General features: G+C 44.6%; 21 protein-coding genes. 5 read left to right on the forward strand and 16 right to left on the reverse strand.

The window, feature by feature from the left end; translation table 11 throughout:
- The first annotated feature begins 3 nt into the window (after positions 1-3).
- The 4 genes from JL719_RS22070 to JL719_RS22085 are packed head-to-tail and all read left to right on the forward strand — an operon-like array spanning position 4 to position 5,081.
- Positions 4-1,293, forward strand: coding sequence for an HDOD domain-containing protein (locus JL719_RS22070; protein WP_033159188.1), 1,290 nt, complete (start codon positions 4-6; stop codon positions 1,291-1,293).
- 1 nt (position 1,294) lies between these two features.
- Positions 1,295-2,659: an HDOD domain-containing protein gene (locus tag JL719_RS22075; RefSeq protein WP_033159189.1), complete on the forward strand. Its 1,365-nt coding sequence runs from the start codon at positions 1,295-1,297 to the stop codon at positions 2,657-2,659.
- Between the two features lie 34 nt (positions 2,660-2,693).
- Positions 2,694-4,733, forward strand: coding sequence for an oligopeptidase A (prlC, locus tag JL719_RS22080; protein WP_033159190.1), 2,040 nt, complete (start codon positions 2,694-2,696; stop codon positions 4,731-4,733).
- A 60-nt stretch (positions 4,734-4,793) separates the two neighbouring features.
- Complete coding sequence (locus tag JL719_RS22085; RefSeq protein ID WP_033159191.1) at positions 4,794-5,081, forward strand: hypothetical protein; 288 nt, start codon at positions 4,794-4,796, stop codon at positions 5,079-5,081.
- 58 nt (positions 5,082-5,139) lie between these two features.
- On the opposite strand, the gene tssJ is transcribed toward JL719_RS22085, so the two are convergent.
- From tssJ to JL719_RS22150, 13 genes are all read right to left on the reverse strand, one after another.
- On the reverse strand, positions 5,140-5,646 hold the full coding sequence (gene tssJ / locus JL719_RS22090) for a type VI secretion system lipoprotein TssJ (protein ID WP_033159192.1): 507 nt from the start codon (positions 5,644-5,646) through the stop codon (positions 5,140-5,142).
- Positions 5,647-5,965: 319 nt separating this feature from the next.
- Complete coding sequence (locus JL719_RS22095) at positions 5,966-6,517, reverse strand: DUF8309 domain-containing protein (protein WP_033159194.1); 552 nt, start codon at positions 6,515-6,517, stop codon at positions 5,966-5,968.
- A gap of 157 nt (positions 6,518-6,674) precedes the next feature.
- The gene (locus JL719_RS22100; RefSeq protein ID WP_129871446.1) at positions 6,675-7,112 is read right to left on the reverse strand and encodes a hypothetical protein; all 438 of its coding nucleotides are present in this window, start codon (positions 7,110-7,112) and stop codon (positions 6,675-6,677) included.
- Positions 7,113-7,539: 427 nt separating this feature from the next.
- Positions 7,540-7,947, reverse strand: a complete 408-nt coding sequence (locus JL719_RS22105) for a hypothetical protein (protein ID WP_133120680.1) — start codon at positions 7,945-7,947, stop codon at positions 7,540-7,542.
- A gap of 162 nt (positions 7,948-8,109) precedes the next feature.
- Positions 8,110-8,631, reverse strand: coding sequence for an SMI1/KNR4 family protein (locus JL719_RS22110; protein WP_051670480.1), 522 nt, complete (start codon positions 8,629-8,631; stop codon positions 8,110-8,112).
- 62 nt (positions 8,632-8,693) lie between these two features.
- Positions 8,694-9,164 (reverse strand): SMI1/KNR4 family protein, encoded by a 471-nt coding sequence (locus tag JL719_RS22115; RefSeq protein ID WP_033159197.1) that lies wholly within the window; start codon positions 9,162-9,164, stop codon positions 8,694-8,696.
- A gap of 21 nt (positions 9,165-9,185) precedes the next feature.
- Positions 9,186-9,665, reverse strand: coding sequence for an Imm26 family immunity protein (locus JL719_RS22120; RefSeq protein WP_033159198.1), 480 nt, complete (start codon positions 9,663-9,665; stop codon positions 9,186-9,188).
- A gap of 233 nt (positions 9,666-9,898) precedes the next feature.
- The gene (locus tag JL719_RS22125; protein WP_033159199.1) at positions 9,899-10,213 is read right to left on the reverse strand and encodes a DUF7716 domain-containing protein; all 315 of its coding nucleotides are present in this window, start codon (positions 10,211-10,213) and stop codon (positions 9,899-9,901) included.
- 45 nt (positions 10,214-10,258) lie between these two features.
- Positions 10,259-10,447, reverse strand: coding sequence for an RHS domain-containing protein (locus tag JL719_RS24205; RefSeq protein ID WP_225892925.1), 189 nt, complete (start codon positions 10,445-10,447; stop codon positions 10,259-10,261).
- Between the two features lie 270 nt (positions 10,448-10,717).
- Entirely contained in the window at positions 10,718-11,233 is a 516-nt protein-coding gene (locus tag JL719_RS22135) for an SMI1/KNR4 family protein (RefSeq protein ID WP_084153519.1), read from the reverse strand.
- Between the two features lie 320 nt (positions 11,234-11,553).
- Positions 11,554-12,255, reverse strand: coding sequence for a leucine-rich repeat domain-containing protein (locus tag JL719_RS22140; RefSeq protein WP_129871447.1), 702 nt, complete (start codon positions 12,253-12,255; stop codon positions 11,554-11,556).
- A gap of 12 nt (positions 12,256-12,267) precedes the next feature.
- Positions 12,268-12,609, reverse strand: a complete 342-nt coding sequence (locus JL719_RS22145) for a hypothetical protein (RefSeq protein ID WP_133120676.1) — start codon at positions 12,607-12,609, stop codon at positions 12,268-12,270.
- Between the two features lie 46 nt (positions 12,610-12,655).
- A complete protein-coding gene (locus tag JL719_RS22150; protein WP_033159201.1) occupies positions 12,656-13,135 on the reverse strand; it encodes an Imm26 family immunity protein in 480 nt (159 codons plus the stop codon).
- A 301-nt stretch (positions 13,136-13,436) separates the two neighbouring features.
- Between JL719_RS22150 and JL719_RS22155 the strand changes: the two genes are divergently transcribed.
- On the forward strand, positions 13,437-14,060 hold the full coding sequence (locus JL719_RS22155; protein WP_033159202.1) for a hypothetical protein: 624 nt from the start codon (positions 13,437-13,439) through the stop codon (positions 14,058-14,060).
- Positions 14,061-14,312: 252 nt separating this feature from the next.
- Here JL719_RS22155 and JL719_RS22160 read toward each other — a convergent pair whose 3' ends face one another.
- From JL719_RS22160 to JL719_RS22170, 3 genes are all read right to left on the reverse strand, one after another.
- The gene (locus tag JL719_RS22160; RefSeq protein WP_033159203.1) at positions 14,313-14,840 is read right to left on the reverse strand and encodes a hypothetical protein; all 528 of its coding nucleotides are present in this window, start codon (positions 14,838-14,840) and stop codon (positions 14,313-14,315) included.
- 350 nt (positions 14,841-15,190) lie between these two features.
- On the reverse strand, positions 15,191-15,607 hold the full coding sequence (locus tag JL719_RS22165; RefSeq protein WP_033159204.1) for an NTF2 fold immunity protein: 417 nt from the start codon (positions 15,605-15,607) through the stop codon (positions 15,191-15,193).
- 116 nt (positions 15,608-15,723) lie between these two features.
- On the reverse strand, positions 15,724-16,152 hold the full coding sequence (locus tag JL719_RS22170; protein WP_033159205.1) for a hypothetical protein: 429 nt from the start codon (positions 16,150-16,152) through the stop codon (positions 15,724-15,726).
- Positions 16,153-16,166: the final 14 nt, after the last annotated feature.

Consider the following 16,166-nt stretch of genomic DNA (forward strand, 5'->3'; position numbering starts at 1 on the left):
CGCATGATCTGGAAATTTTTAAAAAAATCCCCGGACAAAACGCCGACAGAGAGCAACCCCACTCCAGCAGCCGTCAACCAACTGCCCTTGAGCTATCTGCAAAAGCTCATCCCGCTGGGGGACTTACCGGCGGCGGACTTGCTGGCGATACCGGTGACCATGCGAAACTTTAACCCCGGCGACATCATATTTAACCGCGGCGCCGAGGCGGAACAATTAAGCTATCTCTACACTGGCAACGTCTATCTGGAAGCGAATAATGGCGCCGGTTATACGGTCGAAGCCGACACCTTTAAAGCCTGTTATCCTCTGGCAACATCCGGCGAACACGCCTTCAGCGCGATAGCCAAATCGCCTACCCAAGTCATCTACATGCCGCTGTCCAACTTGCAGCACAGCAGCAAACCCGTCAACAATCCGCTGATCAACCCGAAGAGCATTCCGCCCCAGCTGCGAAACAGCTTTTTTTTCGATAGCTTTTGCGATGCGTTCAGAGCCGACAACCTGCATGTTCCCAGCCTGCCGGATGTTGCCTTGCGCTTGCGTAGCGCCTTGCAAAAGGACATCAGCATCGCCGATGCGGTGAAGATTTTAAACCTGGACCCGGTTATATCCTCCAAACTGATTCAAGTCGCAAATAGCCCGATCTACCGCGGCAGCAACCCCATCACCAGCAGCCATGATGCCGTGAATCGGCTAGGATTTAAAACCACGCAAAACCTGGTTACCAGCATCAGCCTGCACCAGCTGTTCAGAAGCCGCAACCGGCAACTGAACAACATTATTCAGACACTTTGGAAACAAAGCATCCAGATTGCCAGCCTCAGCCACACGCTGGCCGGACTGACCCGAAAAGTAAACGCCGACGAAGCTTTACTAGCCGGGCTCATTCACAACATCGGCGCCTTACCGATTGTCACCTTTGCCGAAAGCATGGACATGTCGCGCTATACCGAAGAAGAATTACAGGCTAGCATCGCCTGCCTGCAAGGTTTGTTGGGCACCCATATTTTGAAAAAATGGCATTTCCCCGATAGTTTCCAGCAAATTCCCGTCAATACCACAAATTGGTACTTTGACGACGGCCAGGGCCTGCAACTCTATGACGTTGTGCTGTTAGCTAAATTTCACAGCCAACTCGGCGGCACCAATACCCAGAAACTGCCGCCACTCAACACCTTGCCTGCCTTTCAAAAACTGGACGATAGCGCACTGACGCCGGATATGTCTCTGAAGGCATTACAGGATGCAAAACAACAAATTGCCGAGGCCATCAACTTTTTCAGGACATAAGATGAATTGGTTTTCCAAGCTACTGGAAAAAAACACCACCGCCAACAAACCAAGCCGGAAAGCCTTGCCGTCTGGCGCAGAACCCCGGAGTAGCCTACCAACCGACAACTCAGTATCCAAACCCAGCAGCACTCATCAGCAAGCGCTTAGCGTCGCACAGCTGAAAAAATTCGCACCCTTACGCGATCTTGATGACGCCGCCTTAAGCTCATTACCGCATCTCAGCTTGGCCTACGCCAAAGGGGCAATTCTTTTTACCCTGGGGCAACCGACCAACAGCGTACTGTATTTGTTGGCAGGACAACTATCGATGCAACCGGATAGCGATAGCCGTTATCAAATCGACGCCGATTCCACGCTAGCCAATCTGCCGCTGAACAGCGGTAGCCGTTGCGGCGCTACCGCCACGGCGCTCAGCGATGTGCGTATTTTGGAAATCCCTATCCAACTCAACCGTTTATGGACAGATAAAAGTCAGGAAAGCGCCAATTGCGTGGAACTGCTCGATATTCAACTGCCGGAGCCGATCAACGGCAGCCGCTTTTTCAACAGCTTCGCCCAAGCCTATCGGGAAAACAAACTGCGCCTGCCTTCCTTACCGGATGTCGCCCTGAAACTAAAAGATGCGGTGCAAAAAGACATCGGCATCCGCGGGGCCGCAGAGATTATTCAGCTGGACCCGCCTATCGTGGCGAAATTAATCCAGGTGGCGAACAGCCCCTTATATGCCACGGAAATACCGATCAACAATTGCCATGACGCGGTAGCTCGCATCGGCCTGAATGCGACGCGGAATTTGGTGATGGGCATCAGCATGAAACAATTATTCAGTTGCACCGACCCGGAACTCATGAAAGGCATGCAGGCCTTATGGAAAAACAGCCTGTATGTCTCAAGTTTAAGCTTTGTCTTAGCCCAGGAGTGCAGCAACATCAACCCGGAAGACGCCCTGCTGGGCGGTTTGATTGCCGACATCGGCGCGATTCCCTTACTGCATTTTGCTGAACAATTTCCCGACGGCGGCCCCAGCTTTCAGGAACTAAAAACCGCGCTGCCCTATTTACGCGGCCCGGTCGGTGTGCTGATGCTGCACACGTTGGGTTTTCCCGAACAACTGGGCAACATTCCGCATCAAGCAGAAAACTGGCTGTACGACAGCGGCCCTGAACTAACGATGACCGACATCGTCATCCTCGCCAAATTGCACAGCTATTTCGGTTCCGGCAATGCCCGAGATCTGCCTTATATCAACTCGATTCCGTCTTACAGCAAACTAAATCACGGTAAACTCAACCCTGATTTTTCCTTGATGGTGTTGAAAAAAGCCCAAAATCGGGTCAACGCCGCCATGCATTTATTATCCTAATTTTCCCGATATTCATATCAGACTGGCTACCGACATGACCAATCCTTTGCTCGAAAACACCGAACTACCGCAATTTTCTAAAATCCTGCCCGAACACGTGGAGCCGGCCATCAGCCAGCTACTCACCGAAGCCCGGCAAACCATAGACCGGCAACTGCAAGCCGGCGGACCTTACACCTGGCAAAATCTGATCGAACCGATCGAAGCCGCCGAAGACCGCTTGAACAAGGCTTGGTCGCCGGTCAGCCACATGAATTCGGTAGTCAACAGTGAAGCGATGCGTGATGCCTACAATGCCTGCCTCGGCAAACTCAGCGAATACGCCACAGAAACCGGCCAAAACCGCGCCTTGTACGAGGCCTACCAAGCCATACGCGACAGCGCGGACTTTGCCAAGCTCGACCGCGCCCAACAAAAAATCGTCAACAACGCCCTGCGCGACTTTCATTTGTCCGGCGTGGATTTACCGCCCGAACAACAGGCGCGTTATAAAGAGATCAACCAGCAATTATCGAAACTAGCCAGTCAATACGAAGAACATTTACTGGACGCCACCAACGCCTGGCACAAACAGATTACCCATCTCGACGATTTGGCCGGCCTGCCGGAATCGGCTCTGGCCCAAGCCAAACAAGCCGCCGAAGCGGAAGGCAAGGATGGCTGGTTGATCAACCTGCAATTCCCGTCGTATCTGGCGGTGATGACCTACGCCGACAACCGCGAACTGCGCCGCGAACATTATGAGGCATTCTGCACCCGAGCCTCCGATCAAGGCCCGCATGCCGGGCAATGGGACAATTCCGAATTGATGGAACAAATCCTGGCGTTGCGCCACGAGAAAGCCCAATTGCTGGGCTTTAACAACTACGCCGAATATTCGCTGGCTACTAAAATGGCCAAATCCACCGACGACGTGGTGAAGTTTCTGGAAGATTTGGCCGACAAATCCTGGCGCCAAGCCCGCCGGGATTTGACTGAATTGAAAGAGTTTGCTGCCGCCGAGCACGGCCTAAACGACTTGCAAGCCTGGGACATCGGTTATTACTCGGAAAAAATGCGCCAGCACTTCTACCAATTGTCGCAAGAAGAAGTGAAAGCCTATTTCCCCGACAACAAAGTTGTGCCCGGCCTGTTTGCCATCGTCGAGAAACTCTATGGCCTGCAAATCAGCGAAATCAAAGACTTCGACACCTGGCACCCCGACGCCCGCTTTTATCAAATCCTGGATAAACACGGCCAATTGCGCGGCCGCTTCTTCCTGGACTTATACGCCCGCGCCAAAAAGCGCGGCGGCGCCTGGATGGACGACTGCGTCTGCCGTAAAAAAGTCGGCGATGCACTACAAACACCGGTGGCGTATTTAACCTGCAACTTTACCCCGCCGACTGGCAACGACCCGGCCTTGCTGACCCACGACGAAGTGGAAACGCTGTTTCACGAATTCGGCCACGGTCTGCATCACATGTTGACCCAGATCGATCACCTCGGTGTCTCGGGCATCAACGGCGTCGAGTGGGATGCGGTAGAACTGCCCAGCCAATTCATGGAAAACTGGTGCTGGGAAAAAGAAGCGCTGGGCTTAATCTCCGGTCATTATCAAACCGGTGAACCGCTGCCCGATACGTTGTACGACAAAATGTTGGCGGCAAAAAACTTCCAAGCCGGCATGATGATGGTGCGGCAACTGGAATTCAGTCTATTCGATTTCAAGATGCATCGGGATTACGCTCCGGCCAAGGGCGGACAAATTTATACCATCCTCAAACAGGTGCGTGACCAGGTAGCCGTGGTCAAGGTACCGGAATTCAACCGTTTCGCCCATAGCTTCTCGCATATTTTCGCTGGTGGTTACGCCGCCGGTTATTACAGTTACAAATGGGCGGAAGTGTTGTCGGCGGACGCATTTTCCTTGTTCGAAGAGAAAGGCATTTTCGACCGCGATACAGGTGAGTCTTTCCTGCACAACATCCTGGAGCAAGGCGGCAGCAGCGATGCGATGACCTTATTCAAAAACTTCCGCGGCCGAGAACCCAATATCGACGCCCTGCTCAGACATAACGGTATCGCCGCGTAAATGTTTCCTGGATTGCCTTGATGCTCGTCATCAAGGCAATCGAGTTTTTCAGGAGCGAAAATGAAAAACTGCCCGCAATGCGGCCAGCCCAGGTTGGGCGAGGCATTTAAATGTCCGAGTTGCGACGTGTTTTATTCCCAGCTCGACGAATTGCTGTACGCAGAACAGCAAAAGCAGGAAAGCCTGACGCTAAAAGGTACGCTTAAACGCATTCGCGCCGCCGAAGACCGCCCACAAGCCCTGAGAGCTGCGTTGAAAACCCTGTGGTTCAACACGCCCTTAAAAACCAAGATCGTGATTTGGACCTTAATCGCGTTCGTGTTTGTGCTGGTGGTGCCGGTTTTTTAATTGCTTAAACCGCTCAGGGACTAAAAGCTAACCCATAGCCCCTATCGTTATTCCCCACTTAATCTTCTTTAGGTGCTGCGGGTGCGGGTTCCGTTGGCGTATTGGTCACGGTTAGACTATTGGCATCCAGCTTCAGTAACACCGCATTGTTCTGATGAGCCTTCAACTCGGTCAAAGTGCGCCAGCCGGCATTATCCAATTTACGAAAAGCCGCAAAAAACCCTAATACCCGGGTATCCGCAGCCGGCTCGATCCGCAAGGATTTGTTCTCGCCGGGCTTTATCACCAACTCTTGTTTGCGTACCAGATCGGAGGCCAAAGTAGCCTGCTCTTTATCGAATATGGCAAAAAAATCGGCACCGTTAAAACCACTTTTCTCCCGCAATTCGTAAATTCTTAACACCACCGGCGAGGCTTTACCGTCGGCGTCGGGGTTAATTGAGGCGGTGCTGTTTAGCGTTAGCTCAACGACTGTTGGCGGTGGCGGAGCCGGTTGCTCAGGCACCTCTGCGCACGCAGCCAACAACGAGGCAAAAAAAACTGGCAGTAATCTGGCTAACAACATACGACTATCCCTTTAAAAATTAGTTAACGCCATTCTGCCATAGGCACACAGTCACAGTACAAGGATTCATTTCCGGTAATTACTCGCCCGGCGTCGGCTAGTTTTTCAACTTGGTTAGATGCGGTTGCGCTGGCTCAAGGGCGCCGTAGCGGTATTGCGTCGTGCCATTCGGCGTTTGGGCGCGAATCAGGCGGTTGTCGCTATCGTATTGGTAGCGGCTGACGCGCTATTCTTCGATCAGGTTGTCGGCCGTAGCGGGAGAAGCGTTTTGATTCAACACTTGGCAACACGTCACCGCGTAGGATTACGCTAACAGTATCTACACTGGATGTTCTGTCCCGTACCCAGGAAATACTTTTTTCTTTAAAAAATCGTCGTCCTTGCCGGTATCAAAAAAATGAAGCAGGCGATCTCTAACATCTACATCACCCCACATATTCGTCAATTGATATGTCTCTATAATTTCCTTATCGGCTGGAAGTGATAGGTCTTCTTGCACCACTCGCCCCGCCGTTGTGCTGATATTTCCTGCCGTACCAATATCGATAAGGTTCCCTCCCTTGAAGGGGTAACCTCCATCAAAATTAAGCTTGGGCTTTATCCAGTATGGTTCACAGGACGCGGCGCTCGGCTTAACATCTTTATCGGAAACTTTTTTGTCAACCAAATTATGTAACACGATATTTCCAATAAATAGCGTAAATATTGGATCGACTTCGTTTAAATCAATATTATGCCAATTGCCATCGCCACTAGTAATATTGAAAAACCGCATGGCAGCTCGACCCAACATTTGCCCCAACGTGTAAAGGTCCTCGCGAAGCTTAAGACTGACAACATTATTATGTTTCCACACGATTCTTTTAGCCATTTCTCGATCTCATTGTTTCCGGGTTGGGTGACGATGTGGCCGGCCTTAGCGCGTTTTTCTTCGCTCAGGTTGCCGCAAGGCTTTGCTGATTCAGAATTTCGTTATGAATCAGCTTCCCTGCATAGGATTACACTAAAACTAATAGAGCCTAAGCGGGCTAAGATTTTCGCAGAAATGTCTCTGGCTCATCTCTTACTGCCACAATAACGTTCCGCACAACATCTTCAACGCCAGAACTATCCGTTTTATATTTATTAATTACAAAAACCACACCTTTAGCAACGTATGGCAGCACATACGACACTTTATCTACAAAATCTACAATTTCTTTATATGGAATATAAATAACAAATTCAGCCGCCGGCTTTTTTCGCACCAAAGTCGGCCCTTTTACATTAAGCTCATCGGTCTTACGAGTTGCGGAAATAATAAATACTAATTTGAAATCAGAATTCTTAAATACTGTATTAAAGTGTAAAATTTCCTTTCCAAGAGTATCTAGTTCTTCTCGCAATCTTTTAAGCAACAAGCTCGGCAAATCAAAGTCCGCATTTAATTCCACATATATTTGACCAAACTCAATATTCATCATCACCCGCAATCTCCTTTGGGTTTAAAGCTTCTTTGATTACCTTTCGGCACCGAGCCGTATTTTCCAAGTGCTCTTCTAATTTTGCCGTCTCAGCCGCTTTTGATTCTGACGTTGAAGCATCCCCCTTCTCAATCACCTTGCTTTTCAGGTTTTCCCTTCCAAACTGATCGGCAAGTTTTCGGTCTTGCTGGTATAGGCGTATGGGCAAGCCACTGGATTATGTAACCTTATTAAAATCAGCTTTTTCTTACCAGAAAACTCTACTTTGAAATCCTACTTTTTTTCAGGGCTACTACCATACCTTACCGCGTTTTCTTCGATCAGGTAGCCGGCCATAAGCGAGCGAAGCTTTTTGATCCAGGATTTGGCGATATTTCCTGTGTACGATTACGCTAATTATACCTACCCGGGCTATTCGGGATATTCCGATTTACGGATACGGCGCCATTTCCAATATACGCTGCAAGACTTCATTTATACCAGAGCTATCCTCACTATATTTATCAAAAATACTTACTAATCCACATTGAAGGTTTTCGACAATATAAGAAAACTCATCATAAGAACTATCGAATTTTTTATAAGGAATATGTAATACAAAATCAACGCGCTTATATCGATTAAAAAATGTAGGCCCCATGACTAAAGGCTTATATTTTTCGCGCGTTGCCGAAATAACAATACCAAGCTCAAAATCTTGTCCTTTGAACTTTTCCTTAAAATAAGTTATTTCCTTATCCAACGAGTTTAATCCTTTACGCAACTCTTTCATAACAAAACCGGGTATTTTATAACTGACATCAACTTCAGGATAAACTTGACATGTAGATATATTCATTTCGTCAACAACCCTTGTTTTTTTTGGCTTAAAGCTTTTTATTACCTTCCGGTGCATTACCAGTCTGATCAAAATACTCTTGTAATTTCTTAGCCTCCACGGCTTTCGCCTCTTTTGTCGTAGACATACCTTTGTCAACACCCCTAACAGTATCTGCGCGCACTACAAACCCTTATCAAAAGACATATTATGCGCTTTTGCATAACCATATATTATCTTAAAAAAGGAATCAAAACTATCAGCTACCCTGTATAAGTTGCCACACTCGCTTACCTCTTCAAAAAAATAATTTTGTTTACTATCATCGCTATGCAAATGAGTTCTATCCCAATAATATACACCCGAAAATTCACCACAAACCACTAACACATAAAAGTTATCACCAGGATCGACCCCGATAATAATACTGTTTTTAATAAAAAATATTTCATCCAAAAAATTATCATTCTGCCCTTTGAGATCAAATATTTTGTTTTCAATCATGTAACCAAATAGAGCGTTAAACGCGACACTATCATCATCAACACCATGATATTCAATATTACAATAGTCTGGATATTTAATTAAAAAACCGTTGTAATCCGACAAAAATTTTTTGTAATCTACTGGTAACTTAATATCAAAATAATCTTCCAGACTGGCGATTTCAATATCGCTTAGCCCGGCACCATACAGTATAGGCATTTATTTACCTCTCTTTACACCCACTTTTACTCATAGATACACTGCCTCTATGAGTAAAACTCCTATGTATAATCTTCATATTCATCAGATTCGACAAGCTGGTTTACAAACCATTGAAAAGATACGCCTAACTTGTTTTTTGCCTTCTCATGATTTTGTTCGTTATTCAGCGCTTCATCCCATCCGTCAACCGCATAAAAGTAAACTTCGCCAGATGTATCGATGCAAAAGTAATTTCCCCCATGATCAATGGCAAACGGCATCAATCCATTGGGCATTACATTCTTTGCAACCATCAGTAAATAACTATCTTCCAAAGTCCGCTCGGTTCCAACCGGGAATTTTATAGGCAAAAATTTTTTAACCCATAAAGAACAGCCATCCTCCAAAATCCAAAAACTATTTGAAGGTATACCGCCATTATGTATTAAATAATGATTGACCAATTCTTCCGGCAAAACGAGATCCAACTGTTGCTGAATATCTCCAATATCTTCCAGAGATAAATTCGCTCCACAATTCGAAAAAATCATTCTTAGCACCCCCAATAATTCTCAAAATGCGATTCTGAGCATTTCTTTTACATCGCGATCTCCCTTAGGACTGTATTTTGGTAATTTATTGGCCTCATTCTCAGTGATCGATTCTTCATTACCAAAAACATCAATCTTTTTCCATGAATTAGTAGCGCCATAACAAAAATAGGCATTGTCAGACTTAGGCATCTGGAATCCATCTTGTTGAGCAACAATACGCCAGTCCCCCTCTAACTTCTTATCGAACAAACCATACGAATCAAGAATAATAGGTGAATTAACCCGCTTCAAGTGCCTAATTATTTCCTCGCTCAATTCTGTTGAATGCAGAATTTCATCAAAAACCTCCGCTAAATGACCAAAGTCTATCTTTATTAAAATCCGCCCAATCCCATACCGATTATCATCAACCTGAAACATAAATATGTCGCCAGACTTAATATATCGAAGCATCGTTCTTGGCTTCGCCCCCCACCCCCTAATTTTTATTTCGCTCACCTGCAATCTCCTTTCAGTGTTTTCATTTCTGCTTGATAATTGATTGTCGAGTTGCGATCACGACTAATTCTGTTATGGTCAAATGACTTTACTTTCTCCCCATATTCGTCGACGATGCCGGCCGTAAGTGGGCGAGACTTTTTGATTCAAGATTTGGTGACACGTTCAAGCATACGCTTAGGCTAACATACCTAAGCTCCCCGCCTTCGGCGTTCATTCCTGATTAAATACATTCAAAACTCTTTGAAAGCATCATTGTTAAAATAAAAAGTGAACGCTTCCACCAACTCATCTATCCTTGGCATTTCTATTTGTTGTGCAGCATTAAACACAATATCTTCTATCGTTGTTATATCCAACGTTTCGCACCACTCTTTGTCTTCAATCCGTGCGTGGATGAGCTCATCGCTTGGCTCCGCGTCTTTATCGAAAACAATCAAAACTCCCCGGCTTTTCGCTGTCCACGGCACTGGCTCTAGAAAAAGCCAACCTTTGAACCTACCTGGATCGGTCAACACTTCTTCAAGCGATACTGTTTCAACTTTCATATGGATTCTCCTTTACCATTTATTTTTAAGCCTTTTAAATCCATCTTATTGATTCGGGCTATTGATGGCTTCGACATCGGCCTGGGCCAGATTTCCGTAAGCGCGGTAGCGGGCGGACCAGCCGATTCTGCCATCAGTATCGGTCTGCTCCCTGGGCGTGCCGAGATGGTCCAGGTGGTAGGTGGTGCTGGGTTTGGGTGTTGTCTTGTTCCTGCGGAGCCAAGAGCCGGACACTGCCGGGTTCGAATAGATAGATGCGACTGCGCGGCTGTCGGTTTCCGTCAGCAGGCGCGGGCTGTCGTAGAGGTATTCGCTGATTCTTTGCGGCGTTTCGGCGCGAACCAGACCGTTGTCGCTATCTCATTAGTAGCGGGTGACAATGTGGCCGGCCTTGCCACGTTTTTCTTCGTTCCGCTTGCCTCTCAGGCGAGGAAGAAACTATCTGATTTAAGATTAGACGCTTCCCAGCGAACGATGACACTGACACTATCGTACCTACGCGAGCTACACTGTGTCGAATTTCGGCGATTCTCCAGAAAATACAGCGCAAACCAATCTGCCTGAAAGTAATTCAAATAAAAACTCACCGAATGTCAACGCAAACTCCTGCCATTCTGGTGATCGCGCATCGTTTATCACTATACCCCACTGCTCAGGATTAGCACCGGTGCGCCAAAATAATACATCTCCATTATCAGTCATCGCAAATGGGAATATTCCCCCATCCTCGGGAAACAGTTTATATGGCAAAACCTCTCCAAAAGATTCAAGATCAGAAAATACATCTCGCTGCCTATCGAGTTGAGCTACCAAGTTTAAATTTTCATTTCTTGAAAACGGATTAAAAATCCATAAAAAATTCGCGATCCTGCCTGTTCCATACTGCTTTATAAACGCCTTGTAATCACTCGGCAGTAAAGTTCCAATTCTAGCTTCAATCTCTCCCCAAACTTCGTTTTTAGGGACATCGGTAGGCCTTGAAGGCGGAGAAAGTATCGACTTAACTCTTTCAATTGTCATACTTAGGAACCAATTGGATTTAAAATGGAAACACCTAGACCATACCCTCCACAGCCTTTTCCGATTAGAGTGACAGTTTTAGGGATCAAATTATTGCCGTTATAGATTGGCGTTGCCAAATAACCAACTACTCGGTCACCTTCGACGCCGCTCTTACTTGCCCTTCAAATTCACGCATCGCTGGAGTATTGGTCCAATTCTGCTGCAATGTAACCAAATTTTTCGTTATATCACCAGAGCATCCTATGCTTGCCTAGCAAATATCCGCAAGCCTCATTAACAGCAGCTCCATTAATCATACATACTCAGGCTAAATCGCGTTAACCTATCAATGACTTTATCTCGGCTTTAGTATGACTGTAATGTTTTTTATCTGGATAGAAATCTACGCTTATCAAAGACTTCGTTTTTAGAACAGGGCTAATATCACCGTCCTTCAAATTCCAAAATCGTAGCGACTTGATCCGTTCCATACTTGCAACGAATGAAATAGAATCCAGGTCCGATAAAAATAAATTTTCAATAGATTTATTATTTGATAGAAAAGAAAAGTCATTCAAAAGCTTGCATTTTTCCACATGCAGTGTCGCCAAACTGTTTAATTTGCCCAAGGAGGAAATATCATTCAACTTGGAACAATGATCAATTTTCACATCAACTAGACTTGTAAGCTTCTCAATACCAGACATCGACTCGACGCTTCCTCCGCTTAATCGCAATTCTTTCAAAGAATCAAGCCCTTCGAGAAAAGAGCAATACTTGGCACTCAACGAGGTTATCAGCAGGTGTATTAAGTTCTTTAGGGAAGAAAATCCGGAAAGGTCCGCGTTATATTTCATGTACAGCACTATCAACTGGGATAATCTTGAGAAATCCGGCTTTATTTTCTTATCCTGAAACGACAACTTGCTCAAATTTTCCATAGTGTATATCGCATCAATATTCGCCTTTAAAACCTTAAAATTATCTGCTATCGATAATGAATATATGGATTTATTTCCTAAAAGTGGTGTTAAATCCAAATCGCAACCACCTCAATTTTGCTCGTTTAACTCCAGTATTCTAATGGCCGTGTAATTATTCTGCTCCGCAAAAGACACCCCTTCACTAATATATCGGGGATCAATTTCCAATTCATTTATGTTCTCGTTGAAACAAAACTTCTTCGCATTCATTATTAACAGTCTCCGGATTTTTTGTACTTGCACTCTAATGCATCTGCAGGCGCGAGCTGTCGTATTGAAAGCGGGTTTCGCCTTGATCGGTGTGCTTGGCGATGCGCCGCCCCAGGGCGTCGTGCGATATTCGCTGACGCCGTTTGGCGTTTCGGCGCGGACTAGGCGGTTGTCGCTATTTGCCGACTCGCGTTCATGCATACGATTACACTAACAGTATCTACGCGGGTTAATCACACCTTCATCGCTAGATTGCCTTTTCGAACATCTCTTTGACCTCGCCATCTCCTCTTGGACTGTATTTAGGTAATAAAGCCGCTTCCAAATCAGCCATAGACTCCTTGTTTCCAAAAACATCGACCCTTATCCATGAATTTGGATGCCCATATACAAAATATACGTTATCTGTATCATCCATGCAGAATTCACTATCATGGGCAACAATCTGCCAATCTCCTTCTAAGCGCTTATCGAATAAACTGTAAGTATCCAATACTACTGGAGTTCCCAGCCGACTGACGCTGCTAAGTAACTCGGGCGTAACGGTTGGTGACGTTAAAATAGAATCAAATATCTCCGCAACGTGCCCAAGACTTACCTTTGTCAAAATTCTACCAAACCCAAAATACTCATCATTAAGCTTAAAAACAAATATATCGCCTGGCTTAATAAAACGAAGCATAGTGCGTGGCTTTGAGTCCCAAGGCTTTATATTAACTATACTCATCAAAAATCTCCTACCTGCATAGCGAGATACTCGGCCTGTGTCTAGCAGTTATCGAGGCTCCCCCATAGATTTAAGCGGCATTACCCAGCCGCAACACGCTGATACTAATCGTACGTACTTAGGCTGAGCGCGTTGCCGAGCTTTTCTTCGATCCGCCTGCCCCTTGTGCGATGACTAATTCTTCTGAATTACGGCATTGCTCGCCACTAGTCAACACTTCCATTTATCATGAAAAATAAGGACAATATAAAGTTAGAAAAACGCCCAACAATACACTAAACCATTACCAAAACATACAATCATGGAATATGTTAACGACTTAACATCTGGCTCATCACCTAAAATAAAAAAAGCCGCACAAAATATAATAAAAAAAAGATTAACTGGGTACTGCTCCTATTTATTAGAAGCCCTAACCAAAGAAATTGAAAAACCAAAAGCGTGGCAAACGCAATGCCACCTGATCAGAGCCATTGGAATAGGTAGCTGTAGTGAAGCACTGCCTTTTCTTAAGGAACTAATAGAAAGGAATTATGAAAACACGATCCTATATCGCGATTTAGCGTTTTCTATATTTCTGTTAGAAAACACTCATTTGGACAAATTAGATTTGAGCTTTCTTTTTGAATCTATCGAGAAAGGAAATGATTTGCAAATAGGCGGCGCCTGCTCAGCCATTTTGTACAAGAAAATAGTTCCAAAAGAAACCGATATTCAAAATATCATTTCAGGAATTTCAAAATTTACGGAAGATGAAGGCAAAAAAATCACACCTCGCTGTTATATTGCGGCGATTGCGCATCTTTGGCCAAAAAATGAGGTTAAAGACTTTTTAGAGTCTTGCAAAGAATCAAATTGGCCTGGACTGGTCGAAATTGCTCAAGATGCATTAGAAGGAAAAGAGCCTAGAATACAGCTTGTTTGAGCAACCTATTAATTTTATCCAAATTTATCATCTAATCAGTAATTTGGATTAAATTGCTCTACCACCAATCCTTTCGGTAACTTTATCCACAAAAACGCTATACCCTAAAAATCAAGGGCAATCACCTCAAAAAATCACCTATCAATGCCGGATAGTGAAATCAGTTTTTAGCGATAGAAATTTTGAAAAAAATCTTTTATACAATCCTCGTATCGAGACGTTGTGAATCCTACTATATTAGGATTATTCAGACTATTTAGCGTTTCCAAGTTGAATACGAACAATACCGCCTACAGGTAACATATCAACACCTGATTGGAATAATCTCAGCGCGCCATCTGTATATCGATGACTATTCATTACCGACTTTTCTCCGCTTTGTGGATTTATTGCGACGGCACCACACTTGGTTTTTTTCTTAATGATTGTGGCAAATTCTTTCCATTTCGATAACGAATCTTCGTCGTCAGTTTTGCATGACAACCATGATCGTTTGAGCCCGTCTTTCGTCAACTGTCCAACATCGAGAACTAACGCATTTGGGTTCTGGATTAAAAAGTCGTAGCGACTTACACAATTTAAGTCGACTGGATAATGTGTAAAACCCAAGCTGATTTCGCCTGCATTTTCAAATGCGAGACTTCTACCATCCCAAGCGTCGACGCGAAAAGGCGTTCCCCCCATTGACGTTATATTTAAACCTTCCATAGACCTTATTGCCATAACCATGTCGTTAACTTCTTCCGGTAACGCATGGAACTGTATTGATAAGCTTCCCATATGCCACCTAATCGTATGGAACAAAATTGGTTGGAATCCCTGCTTTATCGGTTAAATCTTTCATCGCGTCTATCTTTCGAGAAACGAGGCTAACGCTACTCGCTGATACCTTGCTGCGTTTCGGCGCGAATCAGACAGGTGTCGCTATCGTATCGGTAGCGTGCGACAATTTAGCCGGCCTTACCGCGCTTTTCTTCGATCAGGTTGCCGGGCCAGAAGCAGGATACGCTTTTTGACTTAAAACTTGGCGACGAATCAAAAAACTTCCCTATGTATAATTACGCTGGCGCTAGCAGTATCTCCCCCGACTGGGGTCCATGCCGATTTATGCAACAAAACTGCCGGCACAGCTAAAAAAGCTCATTAACCCATTTTTTCTCGTGTGCAGAAAATATTTCTTTCTTGTCTATACGCCACTCTCCCCTTATCACTTTTATTCGGTAGCGACAATCAAATTTAAACCCAGCACCTTGTTTTGTATATATAAGAATGGTTTTATTATCAACGACATTGCATTTAATAATAGATTCAGTACTGGGATCGAACACAGGCGGACTTGAGGCATTAACTGCTGCTTCCCGGCCATACTTACGTTCTTTTTTAATTAAAAAAATGTCATAAATATGAGTTAAATCTTGTTTCGCTAAATACTTATGCTTTTCAAAATCTTGAGTCAATAATTCGTAATATTTTATATCCCAGCCACACATGGCTTCCATGAAATTAATTAAATGCTTAACCGCTTGTACACACAAATCATCATTCATTTCGTGCTTACCTATTATTTTATTACCACCAGAATAAAATATCTTACAGCCAATACGTGCTGACGCTGCCCCACTATTCGCATATCTATGCGCCCCAGAAAATGTCTACTGATTCCTTAAAGAAAAAACCACTCTAAAAAATCATTAAAATCTTTCCATTGAGGCATTAATTTACCTACTAAAAAATCCTCAATTTTTTTACCGAGCTCTAAATACAAAACCTCCCTTGTATTTCTATTATAAAAAAAACCACCTCCCCCTTCAAAACTATCTAGAGGTATATATTCCATCGGCAAACCAAGAGCATTGTGAGTTCTTTGTAAGCATATATCGTAACTTGAATTTGTTACGAACCAGCATATTTGATAAATTTCTCCATATTTTCTACTGAAAGTTGGCCCGTCCTCCACATGAAGATAAAATTCTGCAAACTCACTATCAAGATCAATGTCTAGTTCAATTAATGCCAACGAATATTCTTCAGCGATATCCTCATACCACCAGCCATTAGCTTTAAAATAATTTATTACTTTATTCGACAACATATTATCCACAGCGA

Source organism: Methylomonas sp. LW13 (genome assembly GCF_016865255.1).
Classification (GTDB): Bacteria; Pseudomonadota; Gammaproteobacteria; order Methylococcales; family Methylomonadaceae; genus Methylomonas.